Source organism: Aeromonas sp. s2, assembly GCF_040907935.1.
In the GTDB taxonomy this organism is placed as follows: domain Bacteria; phylum Pseudomonadota; class Gammaproteobacteria; order Enterobacterales; family Aeromonadaceae; genus Aeromonas; species Aeromonas dhakensis.
Map to the genome: position 1 here is coordinate 214,228 of NZ_JBFOCR010000014.1, position 24,174 is coordinate 238,401.

Here is a 24,174-nt window from a genome sequence, read left to right on the forward strand (position 1 = left end):
AGCAGGCGGAGTTACGCGGGGAACCTGATTAGTAAGCCCCGCGTGCAGCTGGCTGGCCTTTGCCTCAGCAGGCCAGCAGTTCGCGAGCATTGGCCAGGGTGTTGTCGGTGATCTGATCGCCCCCCAGCAGACGGGCCAGCTCGTTGAGACGGGCACTTTGATCCAGCGCCTGCATCTGGGTTTCGGTGGTCTTGCCGTCGGTGTGCTTGCTCACCACCATGTGCTGGTGCCCCTTTCCTGCGACCTGGGGCAGGTGGGTGACCACCATCACCTGGGTCGATTCCCCCAGCTGGCGCAGCAGGCGTCCTACCACGGCGGCTGTGGGGCCACTGATCCCCACGTCCACTTCATCGAAGATCAGGGTCGGCGTCGAGATCTTGCGGGCGCTGATCACCACGATGGCGAGACTGATGCGCGACAGTTCGCCGCCGGAGGCCACCTTGCCGAGTGGCTGGATCGGCTGGCCCGGGTTGGTGGTGACCATGAACTCCACCCGGTCGATGCCGAGCGGTGACAGGCTGCTCTGGGCATCGGGGCGCACCTCGATGGCGAAGCGGCCGTCCGGCATCGCCAGCTCGTGCATGCTGGCACTCACCTTGGCGCCGAGCTCCTCGGCATAGCGCTGGCGACTCTGGCTCAGGGCCTCGGCGGCCTGCACGAAGGCCTGGCGGGCCTCGGCCAGCTCGTCTTCCATCCCCTCCAGCCGTTCCTCGTCGGAGTTGAGGCGCGCCAGATCGGCGGCCAGCTCCTGATGGTGCAGGGCCAGCTCGGCCGGTTTGACGTGGTGCTTGCGGGCCAGGTTGATGGCCTTGGAGAGGCGGCTCTCCAGCTCGTTGAAGCGCTCTGGATCCAGCTCCAGCCGGTCCAGGTAGCTGCGCAGCTCGCTGTGACTCTCCTGCACCCCGATGAGGGCCTCGTTGAGCATGCCGAGCACATCGCCCAGCCGGCTGTCCATGGCGACCAGCCCTTCGGCCCGGTCGACGACGGTCTGCAGCAGACCGGCGATGGTGGTCTCCTCGTTGTCATAGAGCAGATCCAGACAGGCGCCGCACTCCTGCATCAGCTCGGTGCCATTGGCCAGGCGCTGATGCTCCTCTTCAATCTCTTCAAACTCCCCCGGTTGCAGGGCAAATTCATCGAGCTCCTGCACCTGATATTCGATGAGCTGGCGGCGGGCCTCCCGCTGCTGCTGCTCGGCCTTGAGCCGGTTGAGCTCGTTCTGCAGCTGGCGCCACTGCTGGTAGTGGCGGCGTACCTCATCGAGCAGCAGATGGTGGCCGGCGTAACCATCGAGCAGGGCGAGCTGGTAGTCGGGTTTGAGCAGCATCTGGTGGGCATGCTGGCCATGGACGTTGACCAGCAGCTGGCCCAGGTTCTTGAGCTGGGTGAGGGGCACGGGCACGCCGTTGATGTAGCTGCGCGAGCGCCCCTCGGCGGAGATGACCCGTCGCACTATGCATTCCCCTTCGTTTTCCAGCTCGTTGGTGGCGAGCCAGGCGCGAGCGGCCGGGTTGCCGTCCAGCAGGAAGCGGGCGCTGACCTCGCTCTTGTCACTGTCCGGTCGCACCATGCCGGCTTCGGCACGCTCCCCCAGGCACAGGCCCAGGGCATCGATGGCGATGGATTTGCCCGCCCCGGTCTCACCCGTGATGCAGGTCATGCCCGGTTGCAGATCGAGTTCGAGAAACTTGACGATGGCGAAGTTGTTGACGGTCAGCTGGGTCAGCATGGTCTCATCCTGTATGGGCCAACATTACTGTGTATGCATCCAGTATATACTGGTTTTCCATACAGTAAAGGTGTCGCCGCAGGACGGAATGCAAAACGGCCCGCGCCAGGGACCGTATTGTGAGGAACAGGGAGTGCAGGGCTGGGGATCAGAACAGCTTGCTGCCCCAGCCGAGCTTGTTGCGTAGCACGTGGAAGTAGCTGTAATCCAGCGGATGCACCAGATGCAGCTTGTGGCTGCTCTTCTTGATGAGGATCTCGTCCCCCGGGTGGACCGCCAGCGTCACCTGGCCGTCGCAGCTCACTTGTATGGCGTCGTCCTGATTGTCCGGTGAGACCAGCAACCGCACCTCGCTGTCGGCGTCCAGCACGATGGGGCGGCTGCTCAGGGTGTGCGGGAACATGGGCACCAGCGTGATGGCGTTGAGCTTGGGGGTGAGGATGGCGCCGCCCGCCGACAGGGAGTAGGCGGTGGAGCCGGTGGGGGTGGCCACTATGATGCCGTCCGAGCGCTGGCTGTACATGAAGCTGCCGTCGATGTAGACCTCGAACTCGATCATGTGGGCAATCTTGCCCGGGTGCAGCACCGCCTCGTTGACCGCCAGGTTGTTGGACTTGCGCTCGCCGTGGCGATAGACCGCCGCCTCCAGCAGGAAGCGGTGCTCGCTCTTGTAGTGGCCGCACAGCACCTGCTCCAGCGGCAGCAGGTAATCCTGCGGCGAGAGATCGGTGAGAAAGCCGAGGTTGCCCCGGTTTACCCCGATCACCGCCACGTCGAAGCGCGACAGTACCCGCGCGGCCCCCAGCATGTTGCCGTCACCACCGACCACGATGGCGAGATCCGCCTGCTGGCCCAGTTGCACCAGATCCATCACGTTCTCGTCCATGATGCCGAGGGCGTGGGCCACCCGGCTCTCTACCAGCACCCGAAAACCGCGGGTGGTCAGGTATTGATGCAGGCCGGTCAGGGTCTGGTTGGCCCCTTCGTGGTGGGGCTTGCCAATCAGGGCGATGGTTTTGAACGGAGAATCCATGGTCTGTCGGGTCTGGGATGAGTATTGGGGGGAGTATACCGCGCTTTGGGGGGGATTTGTCTGCTGCCGGCGTGTCCGCTTGCGCCATGGGGCGGGAAAACACCGTAAATTGCCTGTCGCGTCACCTCCTTGGCGATAATGGCGCCCTTTTCCCCTTGAAAGCCGGGGATCCATCCCCATAATAGCGCCAACATAGTCGGCCCGTTGCCGTCCGGTCGCGCAACCGGAGAGCGGGCCCTCATAAGTAACCCGCAATTGGAGATGTCATGAACCACGAAGAACAAAAGGTTGAAGCGATGGAGCAAGTGGAAGCCCAGCCAGTCGAACCGACCGATGTAGACAGTGAAGTGACAGCCGAGCAGGCCCGCATTGCCGAGCTGGAGGCGCAGCTGGAAGCTGCCCAGCAAGCCTCTGCCGAAGAGCGCGAGCGCGCCATTCGTGCCGTCGCCGAGATGGAGAACCTGCGTCGTCGCGCGGCGCAGGACGTGGAGAAGGCGCACAAGTTCGCGCTGGAGAAGTTCGCCGCCGAGCTCTTGCCGGTGCTGGACAACATGGAACGCGCCATCGAGCTGGCCGACAAGGAAAACGACGCCCTCAAGCCGATGATCGAAGGGGTCGAGCTGACCCTGAAATCCATGCAGAGCGGCGTGGCCAAGTTCGGCCTGGCGGCGCTGGATCCGACCAACCAGCCGTTTGACCCCAACGCCCATCAGGCGATGAGCATGGTGCCGAGTGCCGACGTGGCGCCGAACACCGTCATCGCCGTGATGCAGAAAGGCTACGAGCTGAACGGTCGCGTGATCCGTCCGGCCATGGTCATGGTATCCAAGGCCGTCGACTGAGTCGGTGCTTGATGCCCAGGCCCGCCGCTTGGCGGGCTTTTTGTTGTGTATCCCTGCGGTGCGTCATGGCCCGGCCATGACAAAAGGCGGGGTTTTTGCAGGGCGGGGCTTGAAGTGGCCACTTGCGACCCCATATAGGATGCAAGGCCACGGCGGCACAAAAAATTTGATGCCGGGAGCTTGAAAGCCAGATTGGCAGGCCCCACCTAGCCGTTAACGCATTAAGGCGAGCCCCTCGCCAGTTTATTCAAAGTATTTGGAGATTCGTCAAATGGGTAAAATCATCGGTATTGACCTGGGTACTACCAACTCCTGCGTCGCTATTCTGGATGGCGACCATGCTCGCGTGATCGAGAACGCGGAAGGCGACCGTACTACTCCGTCCATCATTGCCTATGCCGATGACGGCGAAATCCTGGTTGGTCAGCCGGCCAAGCGTCAGGCCATCACCAACCCGAAGAACACGCTGTTCGCCATCAAGCGTCTGATCGGCCGTCGTTTCGAAGATGACGAAGTACAACGTGACCTGAAAATCATGCCGTACGCCATCGCCAAGGCCGACAACGGTGACGCCTGGGTCGAGGTGAAAGGCAAGAAAATGGCACCGCCGCAGATCTCTGCCGAAGTGCTGAAAAAGATGAAGAAGACCGCCGAAGACTATCTGGGCGAGCCGGTCACCGAAGCCGTCATCACTGTACCGGCCTACTTCAACGACGCCCAGCGTCAGGCTACCAAGGATGCCGGTCGCATCGCCGGTCTGGATGTAAAACGCATCATCAACGAACCGACTGCCGCGGCTTTCGCCTACGGCGTCAACAAGGTCAAGGGCGAGCGCAAGGTTGCCGTGTATGACTTAGGGGGCGGTACCTTCGATATCTCCATCATCGAGATCGACGAAGTGGAAGGCGAGACCACCTTCGAAGTACTGGCGACCAACGGTAACACCCACCTGGGTGGTGAAGACTTTGACAACCGCGTCATCAACTACCTGGTTGACGAGTTCAAGCGTGAGCAGGGCATCGACCTGCGCAACGACCAGCTGGCCCTGCAGCGTCTGAAAGATGCCGCCGAGAAAGCCAAGATCGAGCTCTCTTCCGCCCAGCAGACCGACGTCAACCTGCCGTACATCACTGCCGATGCCACCGGTCCGAAGCACATGAACATCAAGGTCACCCGCGCCAAGCTGGAATCCCTGGTGGAAGACATGGTGAAGGACTCTCTGGAGCCGGTTCGCGTCGCCCTGAAAGACTCCGGTCTGGCTGTTGGCGAGATCGACGACGTCATCCTGGTTGGTGGTCAGACCCGTATGCCGCTGGTTCAGAAGACAGTTGCCGAGTTCTTCGGCAAAGAGCCGCGCAAAGACGTCAACCCGGACGAAGCCGTGGCCATGGGTGCTGCCATCCAGGGTGCCGTGCTGTCCGGTGACAAGACCGACGTACTGCTGCTGGACGTTACCCCGCTCTCCCTGGGTATCGAAACCATGGGCAGCGTGATGACTGCGCTGATCGAGAAGAACACCACCATTCCGACCAAGAAGTCCCAGGTGTTCTCCACTGCCGAAGACAACCAGTCTGCCGTGACCATTCACGTGCTGCAGGGTGAGCGCAAGCGCGCCAGCGACAACAAGTCCCTGGGCCAGTTCAACCTGGAAGGCATCCGTCCGGCACCGCGCGGTCTGCCGCAGATCGAAGTGACCTTCGACATCGACGCCAACGGCATCCTGCACGTCTCCGCCAAAGACAAGGAGACCAACAAGGAGCAGAAGATCACCATCCAGGCCTCCTCTGGTCTGTCTGATGACGAGATCGAGCGCATGGTACGCGAAGCCGAAGCCAACGCGGCCGAGGACAAGAAGTTCGAAGAGCTGGTGCAGGCCCGCAACCAGGCTGATGGTCTGGTCCACTCCGTGCGCAAGCAGGTTACCGAAGCTGGTGAAGCCCTGCCTGCCGACGACAAGACCAAGGTCGAAGCTGCGCTGAGCGAGCTGGAAGCCGCCATCAAGGGTGACGACAAGGCCGTTATCGAGGCCAAGCAGCAGGCGCTGCTGGAAGCGTCCCAGAAGCTGATGGAAATTGCCCAGCAGCAGGCTCAGGCGCAAGGCACCGCCGGTGCTGATGCCGGTCAGTCCTCCTCTTCTGCCAAGGCTGACGACGACGTGGTCGACGCCGAGTTCGAAGAAGTGAAAGACGACAAGAAATAAGCCCGACCCAGATGGGCGAAGTCCGCTTCGCCCATCGGCTTGATTCTATGAATTTACGGGCGTTGGGTGACCAACGCCCGTCTGCGTAACTGCTGATATAGCAACAGGATAAGTATGTCGAAGCGCGATTTCTACGAAGTGCTCGGGGTATCCAAGGATGCCGACGAACGCGAGATCAAGAAGGCGTACAAGCGTCTGGCCATGAAGTATCACCCTGATCGCAACCAGGGCGATGCCGGTGCCGAAGAGAAGTTCAAAGAGGTCAAGGAAGCTTACGAGATCCTGACCGATGCCAACCTGCGTGCCCGCTATGACCAGTACGGCCACGCCGGCGTGGATCAGAGCCAGGGTGGCGGTGGCCACGGTGGCTTTGGCGGTGGCGCCGATTTCGGCGACATCTTCGGCGACGTGTTTGGCGATATTTTCGGTGGCAGCCGTGGTGGTGGCCGTCGCGGCCCGGCCCGTGGCTCCGACCTGCGCTACACCATGGAGCTGACCCTGGAAGAGGCGGTGCGCGGGGTCTCCAAGGAGATCAAGGTACCGACCCTGGTCCACTGTGAAGTGTGTAACGGCTCGGGAGCCCACACCGGCAGCTCTGCCCAGACCTGCCCGACCTGCCACGGCTCCGGCCAGGTGCAGATGCGTCAGGGCTTCTTTGCGGTGCAGCAACCCTGCCCCCACTGTCACGGTCGCGGCAAGATCATCAAGGATCCGTGCCGCAAGTGCCATGGCGAAGGTCGTTACCAGAAGACCAAGACCCTGTCGGTCAAGATCCCGGCTGGCGTCGACACCGGCGATCGCATCCGCCTCTCCGGCGAAGGGGAAGCGGGGGAAGCCGGCGCACCGGCGGGCGATCTGTACGTACAGGTGCACGTCAAGGAGCACGAAATCTTCGTGCGTGATGGCAATAACCTCTACTGCGAAGTGCCCATCAGCTTCACCGCGGCAGCCCTCGGCGGCGAGATCGAAGTGCCGACCCTGGATGGCCGGGTCAAGCTCAAGGTCACCCCTGAGACCCAGACCGGCAAAATGTTCCGCATGCGGGGCAAGGGCGTCAAGTCCGTGCGCTCCGGCCAGGTGGGGGATCTGATGTGCAAGGTGGTGGTGGAGACCCCGGTCAAGCTGACCGAGCAGCAAAAAGAGCTGCTGCGCCAGCTGGATGAATCCTTCAGCGGTGCTGCCGCCAAGACCCACAAGCCGAAATCGGAAGGCTTCTTCGAAGGGGTGAAACGCTTCTTCGACGATCTGACCAGCTGATCTTCGCGACCCTGATATCAAGAGCCGGCCCTGTGCCGGCTCTTTTTTTGCCCCAGCTTTAGCAAGATCCCCGCTTATTGAGTGGATCCCGATGAGGGATCTTCCTCACAACTTCCGCCAATTCCTGCTGTACGAATGTTATCCCGCTCACACTTGAGCTGAAACGGTTTAGCATGTGTATTGAGTTGGCTAAATTGGTTTAGCTATGCTCTCGTCGTCGATAACAACAGGCCCGACCGGGCAACAGATGACAGGTGAGGAAGATGACGATGTGCAAGAGCAAGTTGGCGCTGGCCGTGGCGCTGGGATTGGGGATGAGCAGCCCGCTGTGGGCGGCGGATGGCGGTATCGAGGCCCGTCTGGCGGCGCTGGAGGCACGGGTGCAGGTGGCCGAGGCGCGCGCCACCGCCGCCGAAGCGCGGGCCGACGAGGCCCAGAGCAAGGCAAACGAAGCCCGCGAGACGGCCGTGGTGGCCAAGGCCCAGAGCGAGAAGGTGGACAAGCAGACCGCCGGGGCCCAGGGTTTCGAGTTTCACGGCTATGCCCGCTCGGGCCTCTTGGTCAACGGCAATGGCAACGGCGGTCGCGGCGGCCCCTATATCACCCCGGCCGGCTCGGTGGGTGGCGCCGTGGGTCGTCTTGGCAACGAGGATGACACCTACATGGAGGCCAACCTGCTGAAGACCCAGACCTTCGCCGATGGCAGCTGGGCCCGCTACAAGTTGATGCTGGCGGACGGGGTGGAGACCAGCAACGACTGGACCGCCAGCGATTCCAGCCTCAATACCCGCCAGGTGTTTGCCGAGATCGGCGATCTGGCGAGCTTCGACGGTCCCTTCAAGCATGCTGTGCTGTGGGCGGGCAAGCGCTTCGATCGGGACAACTTCGACATCCACTGGCTCGACTCGGACGTGGTGTTCCTGGCCGGCACCGGCGGCGGCGTCTACGACGTGCAGCTGGCCGACAGCTGGAAGGCGAACTTCTCTCTCTACGGACGCGACTACGGCGACATCAGCGCGAGCGGTCTCTCGGACATCGAGAGCTACATCTTCACCATGAACAACCGGGTCGGCAACTGGCAGTGGATGCTGAACGGCCTGTCGGCCAAGGACAACGAGGCGCGCATCAACGACGGTGGCGCCGGCAGCGAGACGGCGAACAAGGGGGCGCACACCCTGCTGGCCTACCACGCCGACAGCTTCTTTGGCATCAACCCCGGCTTCTCCAAGGCGGCCGTGCTGTATGGCCACGGCCTGGGTGCCGAGCTCAAGGGGCTGGGCTCCGACAGCGAGCTGCTGGCGGACGCCGATGCGGTGCGGGTCGCCGTGTTTGGCGCCACCGATCTCGCACCCCGCTGGCGTATCGCCCCGGCCCTGCTGGCGGAGCAGAGCAAGGATCGTTACGTGAAGGGGGACGAGTACCGCTGGGTGACCCTCAATGGCCGGCTGGCCCAGGTGCTGAGCCAGAACGTCGAGCTGGTCTACGAGGCCACCTGGCAGTACATGGATCTCGATCCCAAGGGCTACAAGGGGCGTCAGGCGGTGAGCGGCGACTTCACCAAGCTCACCTTCGCCCCCACCTTCAAGGCGCAGACCGCCGGCTTCTTCGAGCGGCCCGAGTTGCGGGTATTCGCCACCTGGATGGACTGGTCCTCCGAGCTCGACAACTACGCCAGCACCGATGCCATGGGCCAAAGCAACTTCACCGCCGGCGGCGAGTGGAACTTCGGCGTGCAGATGGAAACCTGGTTCTAGTTCGTTATCCCGATCACAAAAATGGCAGCCGGCGGCGGGATCTGTTGGTTGGCTAAAACGGTTTAGCTGATAATGCCAGCCAACAAAACAGAGTCCGGGTTTGACAGTCGATCCGATGCAGCAGTGGAGTAGCAAGGTGACGAATCGTGTGTGGGTAATGGGTGATGCGGTGGTGGACTTGATCCCGGAAGGGGAGCAGCACTATCTCAGGTGTCCGGGCGGTGCGCCGGCCAACGTGGCGGTCGGGGTGGCCCGGCTCGGCGGGGAGTCGGCCTTTATCGGTCGGGTCGGCGCGGATCCCTTCGGCCGCTTTATGGCCGATACCCTGGCCAGCGAAGGGGTCGACACCCGTCACTTGATCCAGGATCCGGCTCATCGCACCAGCACGGTGCTGGTGGAGCTCGATGCCGAGGGCGAGCGCAGCTTCACCTTTATGGTGAGGCCCAGCGCGGATCAGTTCCTGACTCCCGCCGATCTGCCGGTCTTCCTGGCCGGGCAGTGGCTGCTCACCTGCTCCATTGCGCTCGCCAACGAACCGGTACGTGGCAGCTGCCTGCAAGCCATGGCGGCCATCAAGGCTGTCGGGGGGCGGGTCTGCTTCGATCCCAACCTGAGGCCCGAGGTGTGGGGCAACCCCGCCGAGATGCTGCCCGTGGTGCGCGAGGCCATCGCCCTCGCGGACGTGGTCAAGCTCTCGGGGGAGGAGCTGCAACTGCTAAGCGGTCTGGACGATCTGGCGATGGGGCTCGCCACCATTTCAGGCCCGGCCCTGGTGCTGGTGACCCGGGGGGCGGCCGGCGTGGTGGCTCGCCTCGGTGGCGAGCTGCTGGAGTGGGTGGGGCCCAAAGTGACTCCCATCGACACCACGGGGGCGGGGGACGCCTTCGTTGCCGGTCTGCTGAGCGCCCTGGCCGAACGGACCTCGCTGCCCGCTCTGGATGAGTTGCCTGCCATCCTGGCCCGGGCCCACGGCTGCGGGGCGCTGGCCACCACCGCCAAGGGGGCGATGACGGCGCTGCCGAGTCGCACCGAACTGGATACCTTTTTGCGATCGGGGGCAAGCGGCTGTTGATCCGCGGCTAGAACCGCGGGTCGACAGACCTTACTCTCATGTGACATGAGCCTGCCGACGGCGGGCCATAAGAGGAAGAATATGAATATCAGTGCGATAGCCAAGGATCTTGTGCCCCTGCTCGGGGGCAAGGAGAACATCGTCAGCGCCGCCCACTGCGCCACCCGGCTGCGGCTGGTGCTGGCGGACGACAGCAAGGTGAACAAGGCCGCCATCGACAAGCTGGACGGGGTCAAGGGGTGCTTCAGCAACGCTGGCCAGATCCAGGTGATCTTCGGCACCGGCCTGGTCAACAAGGTCCATGCGGAGTTCGTGGCGCTGACCGGTGCCGGCACCGCCAGCAAGGCGGAGCTGACCGACATGGCGGCGGCCAAGCTCAACGTGGCTCAACGCCTGGCGCGGACCCTCTCCAACATCTTCGTGCCCATCATTCCGGCCATCGTCGCCTCCGGCCTGCTGATGGGGCTGCTCGGCATGGTGCGCACCTATGGCTGGGTCAACGCCGACAGCGCGCTCTTCATCATGCTGGACATGTTCAGCTCGGCGGCCTTTGTCATCCTGCCGATCCTCATCGGCTTCACCGCGGCGCGGGAATTCGGCGGCAACCCCTATCTGGGGGCGACCCTTGGGGGCATCCTCACCCACCCGGTCCTGACCAACGCCTGGGGCGTGGCGGGGGGCTTCAAGACCATGGACTTCTTCGGACTGGACGTGGCCATGATCGGTTATCAGGGCACCGTCTTCCCGGTGCTCTTGGCGGTCTGGTTCATGTCCCACCTGGAGAAACAGCTGAGAAGGCGCGTCCCCGATGCCCTGGATCTCATCCTCACTCCGTTCCTGACCGTCATCATTACCGGCTTCGTGGCGCTGCTCTTCATCGGCCCCGCCGGGCGGGTGCTGGGGGATGGCATCTCGTTCGGCCTGAGCGCCCTCTATGAACAGGCGGGCTGGCTGGCGGGTCTGGTGTTTGGCGGGACTTATTCGCTTATCGTCATCACCGGCATCCACCACAGCTTCCACGCCATCGAGGCGGGCCTGCTGGCCAACCCGGCCATCGGCGTCAACTTCCTGCTGCCTATCTGGGCCATGGCCAACGTGGCCCAGGGCGGCGCCTGTCTCGCGGTCTACTTCAAGACCCGCGACGTGAAGATCAAGGCCATCACGGTGCCGGCGGCCATGTCCTGCCTGCTCGGCATCACGGAGGCGGCCATCTTCGGGGTCAACCTGCGCTACATCAAGCCCTTCTTGGCCGGCCTGTTCGGCGGGGCCTGCGGCGGCGCCTACGTGGTGGCGGCCAAGGTGGGCATGATGGCGGTCGGTCTGACCGGCATTCCGGGCATGGCCATCGTCCAGCCCATGAGCCTCATCCACTACGTCATCGGCCTGGTGATCGCCTTTGGTGCCGCCTTCGCCGCCTCCTACCTGCTCAAGTACAAGGTGGAGTGATGAAGGAAAGCCATCTCCTCAAACAGGTTGTCCGGTCCCTACTGGCCGGCCAGCTCAAGGCGGCGGCCGATCCCCATCGGCCCCGCTGGCACCTGGCAGCCCCGGTGGGGCTGCTCAACGACCCCAACGGCTTCATCGAGCACGGCGGGCGTTATCACCTCTTCTACCAGTGGAACCCGCTGGGTTGCGCACACGCCAACAAGGGCTGGGGTCACGTCACCTCCACCGATCTGCTGCACTGGCAGCACGAGCTGCCGGCCCTGCTGCCGGTGGAGCCCTACGAGCAGAGCGGCTGCTACTCCGGCTCGGCGGTGAGCGACGAACAGGGGCGCCTGACTCTCATCTACACCGGCAACGTCAAATACCCGGACGGTAGCCGCACCGCCTACCAGTGTCTGGCGCGGGACGACGGCATGGGCGGCTTTGCCAAGCTGGGGCCGGTGCTGGACCTGCCCGAAGGCTACAGCGGTCACGTGCGCGACCCCAAGGTGTGGCACGACGGCCGGCAGTGGCTGATGGTGCTGGGGGCCCGCACCCAGGATGACAAGGGGGAGGTGCTGCTCTATCGCGGCGACGCGCTGGATGGTTGGACGCTGGTCGGCCCCATCGCCGGCAGCGGGCGCGGTGGGCTTGGGGAGTTCGGCTATATGTGGGAGTGCCCGGACCTCTTCCCCCTAGGTGATCGCCATGTGCTGATCAGCTGCCCGCAGGGGATTGCCCCCCGGGGAGAGGATTATCGCAACCGCTACCAGTGCGGCTGGCTGGCGGGTGACTTCGACGGCACTCAGTTCGAGCACGGTGCCTTCCACGAGCTGGACCGAGGCTTCGAGTTTTACGCCCCCCAGACCACCCAGGACAGCCAGGGGCGGCGCCTGTTGTTTGCCTGGCTGGGGCTGCCGGAGGAGAACGAGATGAGCCAGCCCACCCTAGAGCATGGCTGGATCCACCAGATGAGCTGCCCGCGGGAGCTGTTCTGGCATGACGACTGGCTCTGCCAGCGGCCGGTGGCGGAAATCGCGGCCCTCAAGGGGGCTCCGACCCGCTTCGAGGGAGCGCCGGACGAGCTGCCTGCCCTGGCCATCGACTCGGCCTGGCTGGACCTGGCCTTGAGCGGGGAGGGACGCCTCGGGTTTGGCGCCGTGGCCGAGCTGGTGTGGCAGCCGGGGCGCCTTGTCCTGCGCCGGCAGAACTGGCAGAGCGGGGAGTGGGAGGAGCGAGGCTGCCCCTGGCTTGGGGGGAGCATCACCGTCTTGTGCGACAGCTCCAGCCTCGAGTGTTTCGTGGATGGCGGTCGCCAGACCCTGTCTACCCGCTACTTCCCCGGTGAAAACCCAGTACTTTCCGCACGTTGTGACGGTGATGACAGCAAAATTTGCCTCGATCACTGGCTGCTGGCAGCCTGCCTTGTACAATAGCCCGGTGTCAGTTTGCCGGGAGGTCAGGTGGAGAAGAAGAAACGGATCACGATTGCCCAGATAGCCACGCTCGCGGGGGTCTCCAAGGCCACCGCCAGCCTGGTGCTCAACGGCAAGAGTGCGGAGTACCGCATCGCCGACGACACTCGCAAGCGGATCCAGGCGGTGGCGGACGAGTGCCACTACCAGCCGAGCATCCATGCCCGCTCCCTGCGGGCTGCGCGCAGTTACACCTGGGGACTGGTGATCCCCGACCTCACCAACTTCGGTTTCGCCAGCATCGCCCGGGCCCTTGAGGCCCACTGCCGGGAGGCGGGGATCCAGCTGCTCATCGCCTGCTCCGAGGATGACCCCACCCTGGAGCAGCGGGTGGTGGACAACCTTATCAGCCGCCAGGTGGACGGCCTCATCGTCGCCTCCAGTGGCCACAGTGATGACATCTATGCCCGTATCCACGACCGCCTGCCGGTGGTGCAGCTCGACCGCCACATCGGCGAGTCGCGCCTGCCCATGGTGATCTCGGATGCCTGCAAAGCCACCGCCGAGCTGGTGCAGGACATGGCGGCCAGCTGCGGAGAGGAGATCTACTACTTCGGCGGCCTGCTGGATCTCTCCCCCAGCCGCCACCGGCTGGCGGGTTACGAGCTGGGGTTGCACCGCGCCGGGCTGGAGGCCACATCAGACCGGGTTCGTCACCGCGACTACCAGCCAAGCTCGGGCTATCAGCTGATGGCCGAGCTGGTGGCCGAGCTCGGGGCGCCGCCCAAGGGGCTCTTCACCGCCTCCTTCACCCTGCTCGAGGGGGTGCTGCGCTACCTCAACGAAGCGGGGCTGATGGAAACTGGGATGCGCCTGTGCACCTTCGACGACCACGACCTGCTCGACTGCATCCCCATGCGTATCGACTCGGTGGCCCAGGATTGCCCGGCCCTGGCTCACGCCTCCTTCGAACTGATGCAACAGCTTATTGCGGGCAATCCCCCCACCCAGACCGCCCAGGTCATCCCCCCCAGGGTGCGCTGGCGCAGCCGCCGCTAACCCGGAAAGATGAAAAAGCCCCGCCAGTGTGGGGCTTTTTGCTGTGGGGCGAGGGCTCGCCTCAATCCGTGGTACTGGCGCGCCAGAACACCTGCTTGATGTGAGGGTGGATGCCGAGCTTCACCATCAGGGCGTCCAGCTCGTCACCATCGATGGAGGTGGCCAGCAGCACCGCGGATATCTCCAGATCCCGCTCGCCGAAGGGCTCGATGTCGAGCTCGCTCAACGGATAGTTGGCCTGCTCCAGCATCTCTTCCAGCCAGTGCAGCACCTCTTTCTGGTATTCGCGCTGGGTGAGGGCGGTCACCCGATAGGTCACCTCGGTGTCTGTGTTGTCCACCGGACGGCGGTTGATCTGGTTCACCAGCGGGCGCAGCAGGGTGTTGGCAGCCAGCACGAACAGGGCGCCGAGGATCGCCTCCATGGCCAGCCCGGCCCCGCTGGCGGCACCGACCGCCGCCACTCCCCACAGGGTGGCGGCGGTGTTGATGCCGCGGATATTGCCGGACTCGCGCATGATGACGCCGGCGCCGAGAAAGCCGATGCCGGAGACGATGTAGGCCACCACGTGCACCACCCCGTAGGTGCCGCCGTGCAGGTCATAGATGCGTTGGGCCAGGTTGACGAACAGGGCCGCGCCCACCGCCACCAGCACATTGGTGCGCAGGCCCGCGGTACGCTGGCGGTACTGACGCTCCAGCCCCACCAGACTGCCGAGCACGAAGGCTAGCAGCAGGCTGGCCAGGGTGTCGAGCAGGGAAATCATGTCCAATTGCTGCCACATTCTCATGGCGTACTCCTTCTGTTGCAGATGGCCTTCCTGAAGGCGGGCGAGGGTTCCCTTGCCTGATCCCCGTGCGTGAAGGCCATCACCTCATCGAAAAAACGCACGGAAAGCCCGACCCGGCCATGCAGGATGGCGGGTTGGGCTGCGAAACGGATTGAAAGGGGCCAGCGTGGCTGGTCCCGGTTATGGCTTGCTCAATTGAGCGCCGGTTCGGGGTCGCGGCGCGGATGCAGCTCCCAGCGAACCGGGTGATGTACCCCCACCAGGTGCACGAACTGCACCAGATAGCGCCGCTGGGGCGGGGTGCAGTGCAGATTGAGCACCAGCTCCCGCCCGCCGCTGCGACCGGGTCGCAGGGACTGCAAGGGGTGCAGGCCCGCCGGTTGCAGGGTGTGGTTCACCAGATCCAGCACCTGCTCCATGTCGGCCCGATCCTCGCAACGGATCTGCAGCCGGTAGTGGTGCTGGCGCTCCTTGCCACGCAGCCAGAGCGGCAACAGGCCGCGCCCCAGTCTGCTCAGCAGGGGGTGAGTCCGGTTGGATACGGACAGGGTTGAAATAAAACGCATAGTAGCCTCCTTGTGGGAAGCAGAAACTATGCAGGCATGGCGGCCATGGCTTTTGGCCAATGGTCACCAGACGTCAAGTGTAAAAAGAGAAGAGGGGAGTGGATTTCCGCTTCTCGCAGGGCTGCGAGCATGCGGCAGAGGATGACCTGCGGCTAGCTCGCGACCCGGGTACCGACGACGAGGGTCGGTCTACAACTGTCACTTGATGAGTTGCCCACTGATGGTCTCCGCTGTTGATGGACGGCCTGATGGTACTCATCCAGAGCGGTGGGGTAAAGCCTCATCGCCCATTTAGCAACATTTAGATACAAGTTCGTCAATAGTCGGGGCCGGCTGGCTACCTCCATGGCCATAAGAGGGCGGCGAGATGCCCCGCCCTCCTTATTTCGCCCCAGATGGCAGGTTTTTCTCTACCTTGGCGCGCCGCTATTTCAGCCCCAGCCGTTTGAGGATCATTGCGGCCGGGCAGAAGCCGGTGAAGGCGCTCTGGATCAGGTTGACCCCGACAAAGACGCTCAGCCAGACAAAGCCCGGGTGCACCCAGGCGGTGAGCAGCAGCGACAGCAACAGCATGCAGCCCGCGACCACTCTTACTCCGTTTTCTACTGTCATGACCTTCTCCTTATTTAATTTAGATATTGCTAATTTAGCGTCACTTTATACAATAGAACCAAATATCAGCAATTGCTAATTTACTCCCATGAGCCAATTCGACGAGATGAACAGACACGCGACGGCCGCCGCCTCCCTGCTCAAGGCGCTGGCTCATCCCGAACGCCTGATGGTGCTCTGTCAGCTGGTGGAGGGGGAGAAGGGAGTCGGGGAGCTGCTGGCCCGCAGCCAGCTCGGCCAGTCGGCCTTCTCCCAGCAACTGTCGGTATTGAAGCGCCAGGGTCTTGTCCGCTCGCGCAAGGTCTCCCAGCAGATCTACTACTCGCTGGTGAGCGAGGCGGCCGCCGATGTGCTGGCGGCGTTGCAAACCCATTTTTGTCACTCAGAAAATAAGGAATCTTGATGATGGAAAGCCAATGGCTGCTCTCCCTGGGGGGCGGCATGCTGGTGGGGCTCGCGGCCCTGATCCTGATGCTGTGCAACGGCCGGGTGGCCGGGATCAGCGGCATTCTGGCCGGTGCGCTGCAACACAGGGCGCCGTGGCGACGGCTCTTCCTGCTGGGGTTGGGAGCGGGAGCCTGGTTGGCACTGACGCTGGGTTGGGCCAGCATGCCTGCATTCACCGCGCTGCCCGCCTGGCCGCTGGTGCTGCTGGCCGGTCTGCTGGTGGGCATCGGCACGCGTTTTGGCAATGGCTGTACCAGCGGCCACGGCATCTGTGGCATGGGGCGGCTCTCCGTGCGCTCCATAGTGGCGACCCTCACCTTCATGGCAACCGGTGTGCTGACCGTGTTTCTGACTCATCATCTCTTCTAGGAGGCTATTGCGATGACCTTGTTGACAAGTCTGCTCGCCGGTTTGCTGTTTGGTCTGGGTCTGGCCATCTCAGGCATGATAGACCCCGCCCGGGTCACCGGTTTTCTCGATCTGGCCGGCGCCTGGGATCCCAGCCTGGGGTTCGTGATGGGGGGCGCCCTGCTGGTCTTCATGCCGGGTTATTTCTTGCTGGTGAAGCCGCGGTGCCTGAGCCTGCTGGGAGAGCCCATGGCTGTGGTGCCAGCCCCCAAGCTGGATCGCCGCCTCATCGGGGGATCTGCCCTGTTCGGCATAGGTTGGGGATTGGTCGGTATCTGCCCGGGGCCTGCCTTGAGTCTCATTTCCAGCGGCCAGCCCATGATATTGTTGTTCGTAGCCGCCATGGTGGCCGGGATCTTGCTGGTTGATCGGGTCCTGGTGAAGGTGCGGGAGAAGCGCTGCCACGCCCGCTCCGCCTGAATGGATTGCCCCGCTGCCGGGGAAGGAGGACTATCATGGAACCGATCCGCTTGCCGGGGGCCATTCTGCTGGCCGTGACCTCTGCGCTTGTCTCTCCCATGACGCTGTCGACGGCATGGTCTGCCGAGACGAATGGCGAGGCGGCCCTGATTCTGGCTCCCCGTCAGGTGACTGACTGGCTCACCCTGGATGGCACCGTCAGTGCCATCCATCAGGGGACGGTGGCGGCCCAGACTGGCGGTCGGGTCTCCCGCATGCTGGTGGATGTGAACGATGAGGTGGTGGCCGGGCAACCCCTGCTGGAGATCAGCGGCAAGGAGCAGTTTGCCGCCGTGACCGGCGCCGAGGCGCGACTGGCCCGGGCTCAGGCCCAGCAGGTGGAAGCCGAGCGCCAGCTCGCCCGCTTCCAGGCGCTGATAGCCAAGGGGGTGATCACCCGCGCCCAGCTCGACAGCGCCCTGTCGAGCGACAGATCTGCCCGCGCCGAGGTGAACGCCGCCGAGGCCGCCCTCACCCAGGCTCGGGAGGCCTACGGCTATACCCGCATCCTCGCCCCCTACGCCGGGGTGGTCACCAAGCGACTGGTGGAGCTGGGGGAGACGGTGGCCCCCGGTACCCCGCTGCTCTCGGGCTTTTCCCTCGATGCCCTGCGGGTAGAGGTGGAGCTGCCCCAGTCCGCGCTGGCCCTCGCCGGCCAGCCGTCGGATGCGCAGGTGCTACTGCCGGATGGCAAGGCCGTTACCCCCCTCAAACTGACCCGCTTCAACTATGCCGACAGCCAGAGCCACGCCTTTCGGCTGCGCCTCGATCTGCCGCCGAGCACGGCAGGGGTGCTGCCCGGCATGTGGCTCAAGGTGCAGCTCAAGCAGGGCGAACGTCAGCTGCTGCAGGTGCCGGAGCAGGCCCTGCTCAGGCAGGGTGAGTTCAGCGGTCTCTACCTGAAGGAAGGAGAGCGCTGGGTGCTGACGCCGGTGCGGGTCGGCCATTGCCAGGCAGGGCAGTGCGAGATCCTGGCGGGCGTCCAGAGCGGCGATCGGGTGGCACCGGATGGCTGGGCGCGCCAGCAGGCGGTGGCTCATGAGTAACGACGCTCACGACAGCAAGAACAAACTGGGGCCAGCCGGCCGGTTGGCGGCCCTGTTTCAGGGCTCGGCCATCACCCCGTTGCTGGCGCTGGTGGGGCTCTTGCTCGGCCTCTTTGCGGTGCTGGTGACCCCCAAGGAGGAGGAGCCGCAGATCGATGTCACCTTCGCCGACGTCTATATCCCTTTCCCGGGGGCCAGCCCGGCCGAGGTCGAATCCCTCGTCACCACCCCTGCCGAGCAGGTGGTCTCCCAGATAAAGGGTATTGATACCCTCTACTCCTTCTCTCGCCCCGATGGCGCCCTGCTGGTGGTGGTGTTCAAGGTCGGGGTGAGCCGCGAGCAGGCCATCGTCGATCTCAACAACCAGCTCGACTCGAACCGGGACTGGCTGCCCCAGGGGCTTGGCGTCGGTCAGCCGCTGGTCAAACCCAGGGGGATCGACGATGTGCCCATCGTCAGCCTGACGCTCTGGAGCAAGCAGCTGGGGGCCGCCGAGCTGACCCGGGTCGCCCACGAGCTGGAGACCGAGCTCAAGCGATTGCCCGGCACCCGCGACATCTACAGCCTGGGCGGCCAGCGCGCCGTGCTGAGGGTGATGCTGGATCCGGCGGCCCTCAGCGCCCACGGCATCAGCTGGGGCGAGCTGAACCAACGTTTCGCCGCCGCCAACCAGGCGGGCAGCGAGCAGGCCGTGGTGCAGGACAACCGGGAGATCAAGGTGCAGGTGGGCCAGTTCCTGCAAAGCGAGCAGGAGGCCCGCGAGCTGGTGGTGGGGTTGCACGATGGCAAACCGGTCTACCTCGGTGAGGTGGCCCAGGTGTCCCTTGGGGAGGAGACTCCGGTGCAGCGCAGCTGGATGGGGCAGGGGGAGCAGAGCTATCCGGCAGTGACCCTGGCCATAGGCAAACAGCCCGGGCAGAACGCGGTAGAGGTGGCCAAGCGGGTGGAAGCCCGGGTCGAGAGCCTCAAGAATCGGCTCATCCCGGCCGGGGTCGAGGTGACGGTGACCCGGGACTATGGCGTCACCGCCGAAACCAAATCCAACACCCTCATCGGCAAGCTCATCTTCGCCACCACGGCGGTGGTGCTGCTGGTGCTGGTGAGCATGGGGTGGCGCGAGGCGCTGGTGGTGGGCATCGCCATCGTCATCACCCTGGCACTGACCCTCTTTGCCAGCTGGGCGTGGGGCTTTACCCTCAACCGGGTGTCCCTCTTTGCCCTTATCTTCTCCATCGGCATCCTGGTGGATGACGCCATAGTCGTGGTAGAGAACATCCACCGCCATCGCGGCCTGGGCAAGGGTTCCCTCAAGGATCTCATTCCGGGCGCGGTGGACGAGGTGGGTGGCCCCACCATACTCGCCACCCTGACCGTGATCGCGGCCCTGTTGCCGATGGCGTTTGTCAGCGGCCTGATGGGCCCCTACATGAGCCCCATCCCCATCAATGCCAGCATGGGGATGCTTATCTCGCTGCTGGTGGCCTTTATCTTCTCCCCCTGGCTGGCGGGCCATCTGCTCAAGAGCGAGGGGCATGTCGCCCACGGCGAGGCCAGGGCCGGCCTCTTTCACCGACTGATGACCCCCTTTCTGATTGGCGCTGGCGCCAGGAGCGCGAGACGCAAGCTCTGGCTGGCCATCCTGTTGCTGGTGGCGGGGGCCGCCGCCATGCCCATGGTGCAGTGGGTAGTGCTCAAGATGCTCCCCTTCGACAACAAGTCGGAATTCCAGCTGGTGCTCGACATGCCGGAGGGGGTGACCCTGGAGCAGACCGAGCGCACCCTGCTGGCGGTGGGGCGGGAGCTTGCCAGGGTGCCCGAGGTGCGGGATTACCAGATTTACGCCGGCAGCGCCGCCCCCATCAATTTCAATGGCCTGGTGCGCCACTACTTTATCCGCAGCGGCGCCAACGTGGGGGATATCCAGGTCAATCTGGTAGACAAGCACGATCGCCATCGCAGCAGCCACCAGATTGCCCGGTCGGTGCGGGCGCCGCTGCAGGCCATCGCCAGCGCGGTAGGAGGCAATCTCAAGGTGGTAGAAGTGCCCCCGGGCCCGCCGGTCTGGTCACCCATCGTCGCCGAAGTGTATGGCCCCACGCCTGCTACCCGTGAAGCGGCGGCCCGCGCCGTAGAGGCCCGCTTCGTGGCGACGGCGGATCTGGTGGATGTGGACATCTATCTGACCGACCCCCAGCCCAAGTGGCGGCTGGTGGTGGATCGCAGCAAGGCGGCTCGCTTTGGGGTTGATCTCGGCGATCTGGTGGCGACCCTCAACGGCGGCATCGGCTATCAGGATGCCAGCTGGCTGCATGGTCAGGGCGCCAAGTACCCGGTACCGATCCGTGTCGAGCTCGCCCCCGGCGACAAGCGGGATCTGGCCGGCATCCTGGCGCTCAAGGTGCGCAGCCAGAGCGGGCAGCTCATCCGGGTCTCCGAGCTGGTGAGCCGCCGTGACGAGGTGGCGCCCAGCTACATCATGCACAAGAACATGCGGCCCATGGTGATGGTGGTGGCCGACATGGGGGGCCATGCCGACAGCCCCCTCTACGGCATGTTTGCCGCCGGAGCCGACATCTCGCTGCACCAGTATTACGTGCAGCAGCCGGATAAATTGGGGGAGGTGGCGCTGTTGTGGGACGGGGAGTGGAAGATCACCTACGAGACCTTCCGCGACATGGGCATTGCCTACGGAGTGGGGATGATCCTTATCTACCTGCTGGTGGTGGCCCAGTTCCGCTCCTATCTGGTGCCGCTCATCATCATGGCGCCCATCCCGCTCACCCTGATCGGAGTGATGCCGGGCCACGCCCTGCTGGGGGCCCAGTTCACCGCCACCTCGATGATCGGCATGATAGCCCTGGCCGGGATCATAGTGCGCAACAGCATCTTGCTGGTGGATTTCATCGAGCAGCAACGCAGCGCCGGCATGGCGTTCGAGCAGGCGGTGATCGGCGCCGCCCAGGTGCGGGCCAAACCCATCCTGCTGACGGCGCTGGCGGCCATGATCGGTGCCCTGTTCATCCTCGATGACCCCATCTTCAACGGGCTGGCCATCAGCCTCATCTTCGGCATTCTGGTCTCCACCCTGCTCACCCTGGTGGTGATCCCGCTGCTCTACTACAGCCTGATGTCGCGCCGGGCGGAGGGGGGCACGGCAGATGTGCCGGGCGCACAATGACAGAAGGGCCACCCGGGTGGCCCTTCTCGTTTCACACGTTCAGGGAGGAGAATGCCGGCTGGCGGGGCTCAGCGCCCCTTCATCAGCGGGAAGTAGCGCCGGTCGGCCTGGCTCATGTGGCCGACCACCAGCTCCTGAATGATGAAGTTGAGCAACTCGTCGTTGCCAAGGGTACCCGCCCTGGCGGCGGTCATCAGCTGGTCAGCCTTTTGCAGCAGCAGCTGGTGGTCTTGCTGGTGGCTGGTGAACTCGGGGTAACCCAGCTCGGCCAGCACCTGCTCTTCGAAGGTGAAGTGGTGGCGTGCCACGTCGAACAGATTCTCCATGCACTCCAGGAACAGGGCGGGGTGCTCCTGGTGATCCTTCATGTGCTCCAGCAGCCGGTTGGTCAGCACGAACAGCTGGCGATGCTCGGCATCGATGCGCGGGTGGCCACACTCGTGGCTGCTCTGCCACACCAGCGAGCCCTGTTCCGGATCCAGCCCGGCGGTATAGAGACAGACCCGGCCGCGCCCTCGTCCCTTGGCCTGATACATGGCCTGATCGGCGTGGTGCATCAGGGTCTTGGGGTCGGTGCCGTGCTCCGGGTAGAGGGCCACCCCTATGCTGCTGGAGATGCGCAGCTCCTGCTCCTCGTCGATGCGAAACGGGTGGCGCAGGCGCTGGTGCAGGTGATCGGCCACCGTCAGCGCCTCGTCACCGGTATCGGGCAGCAGGATCACGAACTCGTCCCCACCCAGGCGGGCCACCAGATCCCGCTCCCGCACGCAGTGGCGCATCCGCTCGGCCACCATGTTGAGCAGCACGTCACCTGTCTCGTGGCCGAAGGTGTCGTTGATCGGCTTGAAGTGGTCGAGATCGATGAACAGCAGGGCGAGCTGGGCCACCTTGCCCTCCATGACCTCCTTCAGCCGCTGCTGCAGCAGGCGGCGGTTGGGCAGGTTGGTGAGCGGGTCGTAGAAGGCGAGCCGGCGCATCATCTCCTCCCTGGCGGCCCGCTCGGTGATGTCGCGGGTGACCCCGAGGATCGCATCGGGCTGGCCCTGCTCGTTGCCGTGCAGGGTGGTGATGGTCTCGGTGGCCACCAGATGTCCCTCCTTGTGACGCAGCTGGGTACGAATGACGCAGCGGGTCTGCTCGTGATCGCCGCGTTGCCAGGCGGCGAGGGAGCCGCTCAGCTCGGCGCGCAGCTGCTTTCTGGATGTCTCCGGAATAAGCTGCCTGAGGGGGAGGGTGAGCACATCGGTGGGGTCGTAACCGCTGAGCGGCTGGATGGCGGGGCTGACATAGCGAAAGCGTAGGGTGGTGGTGTCCATGGTCCAGATGACGTCGGCACTGTTCTCCGCCACGAAACGGTAGTGCTGCTCGCTCTGGGCCAGCTCGCGGGTCAGTCGCTGTCGGCCGCGCGCCTCCTGGCGCAGGCGCAGATAGAGGTAGCAGAAGATGCCGAGCAGGGTCAGCAGGGAGAGGGTGATCAGCATGGCCACCGCCACGCTCTTGTCGAGCAGCTGGCGCTGCTGGCGGATCCGCTCCCGATCCGGGTTGTAGAGGAAGTGCTCCAGGTCGGGCAGGGCCGACAGCAGACCGGCATCGAGGTAGTTCCTGGCGATCTGCTGCCAGCGCTCCGGCTGCATGTAACCGGGCTCGACCAGATCGGGCTGCATCAGCTCCCGGGTGGTGTCGGCCTCGAACTGCAGCAGATCACGGCCGGCGCCGCTCGGGTAGTTGGTCACGATCCAGTCGATCATCTCGGCCGGGTTGTCCATGGCGTAGCGCCACCCCTTGAGGGTCGCCTGCTGGAAGGCATAGACCCGCTCCGGCCTGCTGTTCAGCTCGCGCTCCGAGGTGAACAGGTTGTCACCATAGAAGTCGAAGTCGATGCTGCGGGGGGAGAACACCCGGTAGGGGATGCCCATCTTGGCCAGATAGAAGGGCTCGGTGGTGCTGTAGGCGCTGATGGCATCCGTCTTGCCCGCCAGCAATGCCTTCAAGCCCTGCCGGTAGGGCTGCTTTATCCAGCTCTCCGGCGGCGTGTGGCGGTTGAGGTAGATCTGCAGCTCTTGGGAGCCGGGCTCCAGCATCAGCCGCTTGCCCGCCAGATCCGCCGGCTGGCGAATGTCGGGTCGCTCCAGGGTGAGCAGCACCAGTGGCGAGTGCTGCAACATGGAGGCCAGCACCACGATGGGCTGGCCGCTGGCGCGGGCCAGCAGCAGATCGCTGCCGCTGATCCCGAACTGGGCATTGCCCGACATCACCTCGTTGACCACATCGGTGCCGGTCATGGCGGGTCGCAGCGTGACATCCAGACCGGCGGCTCGATAGAAACCCTTGGCCTGGGCCGCGTAATAGCCGGCAAACTGGAACTGGTGTTGCCAGGGCAACTGCACTGTCACCTTGTCAATCACCGCCTTCGACGGCGGTGAAAAAAAGGCGCAAAACATCGCCGAACCAAGCATTGGCAGGTACCAGAGCAGGCGATGAAGGGAGGAATTTACGACGCTCATACTCATTCCTCTCGGGAGACGATGGTCCGTCCTAGAGTCAAACAATTCCTTGTTGCCCGCAAGGGGGCGAAAGGGCGCTATAACAGGGGATGCGTAACAGAAAAAATGATTTCTGTGTCATTCATCACATTTGGCCTTCCTGCTCGTTATTTTTGGCAATTAAGCGAAGAATTACGGAGCCATATGACCTATAAAAATGGTCGCATTTTAGTCGTATTTGATTGTCGATTACCTCAATAAGCGCGAGTGTTTGGGCTCTTTTTAGCGCAATGCGTCAGTCTGTGTCGCCGTATCACGGGATACTTTCAACTTGCTGTCGAAATGTGTCGAAACTGCGATTATTGCGTTATGAGTCAATTATTGGCGGGAGGGGGGAAG

19 protein-coding genes are annotated in these 24,174 nt (G+C 64.0%); 13 read left to right on the plus strand and 6 right to left on the minus strand.

The genetic code is table 11. From position 1 onward, the window contains the following. Positions 1 to 64: 64 nt before the first annotated feature. Both recN and nadK read right to left on the minus strand, forming a co-directional pair. Positions 65 to 1,729 (minus strand): DNA repair protein RecN, encoded by a 1,665-nt coding sequence (gene recN / locus AB5Y81_RS11795; protein ID WP_005303015.1) that lies wholly within the window; start codon positions 1,727 to 1,729, stop codon positions 65 to 67. 148 nt (positions 1,730 to 1,877) lie between these two features. Then, complete coding sequence (gene nadK, locus AB5Y81_RS11800) at positions 1,878 to 2,762, minus strand: NAD(+) kinase (protein WP_026141466.1); 885 nt, start codon at positions 2,760 to 2,762, stop codon at positions 1,878 to 1,880. A 266-nt stretch (positions 2,763 to 3,028) separates the two neighbouring features. Between nadK and grpE the strand changes: the two genes are divergently transcribed. From grpE to AB5Y81_RS11840, 8 genes are all read left to right on the plus strand, one after another. Next, the gene (grpE, locus tag AB5Y81_RS11805; RefSeq protein ID WP_005303011.1) at positions 3,029 to 3,604 is read left to right on the plus strand and encodes a nucleotide exchange factor GrpE; all 576 of its coding nucleotides are present in this window, start codon (positions 3,029 to 3,031) and stop codon (positions 3,602 to 3,604) included. 271 nt (positions 3,605 to 3,875) lie between these two features. Further along, complete coding sequence (gene dnaK / locus AB5Y81_RS11810) at positions 3,876 to 5,804, plus strand: molecular chaperone DnaK (protein WP_054544421.1); 1,929 nt, start codon at positions 3,876 to 3,878, stop codon at positions 5,802 to 5,804. A gap of 114 nt (positions 5,805 to 5,918) precedes the next feature. Further along, a complete protein-coding gene (gene dnaJ, locus AB5Y81_RS11815; RefSeq protein WP_005303007.1) occupies positions 5,919 to 7,061 on the plus strand; it encodes a molecular chaperone DnaJ in 1,143 nt (380 codons plus the stop codon). 263 nt (positions 7,062 to 7,324) lie between these two features. Further along, complete coding sequence (locus AB5Y81_RS11820; protein ID WP_279485502.1) at positions 7,325 to 8,815, plus strand: carbohydrate porin; 1,491 nt, start codon at positions 7,325 to 7,327, stop codon at positions 8,813 to 8,815. Positions 8,816 to 8,930: 115 nt separating this feature from the next. After that, positions 8,931 to 9,887 (plus strand): aminoimidazole riboside kinase, encoded by a 957-nt coding sequence (locus AB5Y81_RS11825; RefSeq protein WP_279485530.1) that lies wholly within the window; start codon positions 8,931 to 8,933, stop codon positions 9,885 to 9,887. 81 nt (positions 9,888 to 9,968) lie between these two features. Continuing rightward, positions 9,969 to 11,333, plus strand: coding sequence for a sucrose-specific PTS transporter subunit IIBC (locus AB5Y81_RS11830; RefSeq protein WP_279485503.1), 1,365 nt, complete (start codon positions 9,969 to 9,971; stop codon positions 11,331 to 11,333). Then, positions 11,333 to 12,748, plus strand: coding sequence for a sucrose-6-phosphate hydrolase (locus tag AB5Y81_RS11835; RefSeq protein ID WP_279485504.1), 1,416 nt, complete (start codon positions 11,333 to 11,335; stop codon positions 12,746 to 12,748). Before AB5Y81_RS11830 ends, AB5Y81_RS11835 begins: the two co-directional genes overlap by 1 nt. 27 nt (positions 12,749 to 12,775) lie before the next feature. Beyond that, entirely contained in the window at positions 12,776 to 13,786 is a 1,011-nt protein-coding gene (locus AB5Y81_RS11840) for a LacI family DNA-binding transcriptional regulator (RefSeq protein ID WP_279485505.1), read from the plus strand. Between the two features lie 61 nt (positions 13,787 to 13,847). Here AB5Y81_RS11840 and AB5Y81_RS11845 read toward each other — a convergent pair whose 3' ends face one another. The 3 genes from AB5Y81_RS11845 to AB5Y81_RS11855 form a co-directional block, all read right to left on the minus strand. Continuing rightward, positions 13,848 to 14,576 carry an MgtC/SapB family protein gene (locus tag AB5Y81_RS11845; protein ID WP_005302996.1) on the minus strand — a complete coding sequence of 243 codons (729 nt, stop codon included), beginning with the start codon at positions 14,574 to 14,576 and terminating at the stop codon, positions 13,848 to 13,850. Positions 14,577 to 14,767: 191 nt separating this feature from the next. Then, complete coding sequence (locus AB5Y81_RS11850) at positions 14,768 to 15,142, minus strand: hypothetical protein (RefSeq protein WP_279485506.1); 375 nt, start codon at positions 15,140 to 15,142, stop codon at positions 14,768 to 14,770. 426 nt (positions 15,143 to 15,568) lie between these two features. Then, the gene (locus AB5Y81_RS11855) at positions 15,569 to 15,754 is read right to left on the minus strand and encodes a DUF2892 domain-containing protein (protein WP_005302992.1); all 186 of its coding nucleotides are present in this window, start codon (positions 15,752 to 15,754) and stop codon (positions 15,569 to 15,571) included. Positions 15,755 to 15,842: 88 nt separating this feature from the next. On the opposite strand from AB5Y81_RS11855, the gene AB5Y81_RS11860 reads away from it, so the two are divergent. From AB5Y81_RS11860 to AB5Y81_RS11880, 5 genes are read left to right on the plus strand one after another with little or no spacing between them, the layout of a single operon-like run. Further along, complete coding sequence (locus AB5Y81_RS11860; protein WP_010633372.1) at positions 15,843 to 16,157, plus strand: helix-turn-helix transcriptional regulator; 315 nt, start codon at positions 15,843 to 15,845, stop codon at positions 16,155 to 16,157. Then, on the plus strand, positions 16,157 to 16,570 hold the full coding sequence (locus tag AB5Y81_RS11865) for a YeeE/YedE thiosulfate transporter family protein (RefSeq protein ID WP_279485507.1): 414 nt from the start codon (positions 16,157 to 16,159) through the stop codon (positions 16,568 to 16,570). The genes AB5Y81_RS11860 and AB5Y81_RS11865 overlap by 1 nt, the downstream gene beginning before the upstream one ends. A gap of 12 nt (positions 16,571 to 16,582) precedes the next feature. Beyond that, complete coding sequence (locus AB5Y81_RS11870) at positions 16,583 to 17,029, plus strand: YeeE/YedE family protein (protein WP_201877587.1); 447 nt, start codon at positions 16,583 to 16,585, stop codon at positions 17,027 to 17,029. Between the two features lie 35 nt (positions 17,030 to 17,064). Next, positions 17,065 to 18,114 (plus strand): efflux RND transporter periplasmic adaptor subunit, encoded by a 1,050-nt coding sequence (locus AB5Y81_RS11875; RefSeq protein ID WP_279485508.1) that lies wholly within the window; start codon positions 17,065 to 17,067, stop codon positions 18,112 to 18,114. After that, positions 18,107 to 21,292: an efflux RND transporter permease subunit gene (locus AB5Y81_RS11880; protein WP_279485509.1), complete on the plus strand. Its 3,186-nt coding sequence runs from the start codon at positions 18,107 to 18,109 to the stop codon at positions 21,290 to 21,292. The genes AB5Y81_RS11875 and AB5Y81_RS11880 overlap by 8 nt, the downstream gene beginning before the upstream one ends. Positions 21,293 to 21,360: 68 nt before the next feature. Here the strand turns inward: AB5Y81_RS11880 and AB5Y81_RS11885 are convergent, their stop codons facing one another. Continuing rightward, complete coding sequence (locus tag AB5Y81_RS11885) at positions 21,361 to 23,796, minus strand: diguanylate cyclase (RefSeq protein ID WP_005302980.1); 2,436 nt, start codon at positions 23,794 to 23,796, stop codon at positions 21,361 to 21,363. Positions 23,797 to 24,174 lie beyond the last annotated feature (378 nt).

Bases quoted from the DNA above. Each gene is read 5' to 3' on its own strand.
- recN (WP_005303015.1), bottom strand. From the start codon at position 1,729: ATGCTGACCCAGCTGACCGTCAACAACTTCGCCATCGTCAAGTTTCTC.
- nadK (WP_026141466.1), bottom strand. From the start codon at position 2,762: ATGGATTCTCCGTTCAAAACCATCGCCCTGATTGGCAAGCCCCACCAC.
- grpE (WP_005303011.1), top strand. From the start codon at position 3,029: ATGAACCACGAAGAACAAAAGGTTGAAGCGATGGAGCAAGTGGAAGCC.
- dnaK (WP_054544421.1), top strand. From the start codon at position 3,876: ATGGGTAAAATCATCGGTATTGACCTGGGTACTACCAACTCCTGCGTC.
- dnaJ (WP_005303007.1), top strand. From the start codon at position 5,919: ATGTCGAAGCGCGATTTCTACGAAGTGCTCGGGGTATCCAAGGATGCC.
- AB5Y81_RS11820 (WP_279485502.1), top strand. From the start codon at position 7,325: ATGACGATGTGCAAGAGCAAGTTGGCGCTGGCCGTGGCGCTGGGATTG.
- AB5Y81_RS11825 (WP_279485530.1), top strand. From the start codon at position 8,931: ATGCAGCAGTGGAGTAGCAAGGTGACGAATCGTGTGTGGGTAATGGGT.
- AB5Y81_RS11830 (WP_279485503.1), top strand. From the start codon at position 9,969: ATGAATATCAGTGCGATAGCCAAGGATCTTGTGCCCCTGCTCGGGGGC.
- AB5Y81_RS11835 (WP_279485504.1), top strand. From the start codon at position 11,333: ATGAAGGAAAGCCATCTCCTCAAACAGGTTGTCCGGTCCCTACTGGCC.
- AB5Y81_RS11845 (WP_005302996.1), bottom strand. From the start codon at position 14,576: ATGAGAATGTGGCAGCAATTGGACATGATTTCCCTGCTCGACACCCTG.
- AB5Y81_RS11850 (WP_279485506.1), bottom strand. From the start codon at position 15,142: ATGCGTTTTATTTCAACCCTGTCCGTATCCAACCGGACTCACCCCCTG.
- AB5Y81_RS11855 (WP_005302992.1), bottom strand. From the start codon at position 15,754: ATGACAGTAGAAAACGGAGTAAGAGTGGTCGCGGGCTGCATGCTGTTG.
- AB5Y81_RS11860 (WP_010633372.1), top strand. From the start codon at position 15,843: ATGAGCCAATTCGACGAGATGAACAGACACGCGACGGCCGCCGCCTCC.
- AB5Y81_RS11865 (WP_279485507.1), top strand. From the start codon at position 16,157: ATGATGGAAAGCCAATGGCTGCTCTCCCTGGGGGGCGGCATGCTGGTG.
- AB5Y81_RS11870 (WP_201877587.1), top strand. From the start codon at position 16,583: ATGACCTTGTTGACAAGTCTGCTCGCCGGTTTGCTGTTTGGTCTGGGT.
- AB5Y81_RS11875 (WP_279485508.1), top strand. From the start codon at position 17,065: ATGGAACCGATCCGCTTGCCGGGGGCCATTCTGCTGGCCGTGACCTCT.
- AB5Y81_RS11880 (WP_279485509.1), top strand. From the start codon at position 18,107: ATGAGTAACGACGCTCACGACAGCAAGAACAAACTGGGGCCAGCCGGC.
- AB5Y81_RS11885 (WP_005302980.1), bottom strand. From the start codon at position 23,796: ATGAGCGTCGTAAATTCCTCCCTTCATCGCCTGCTCTGGTACCTGCCA.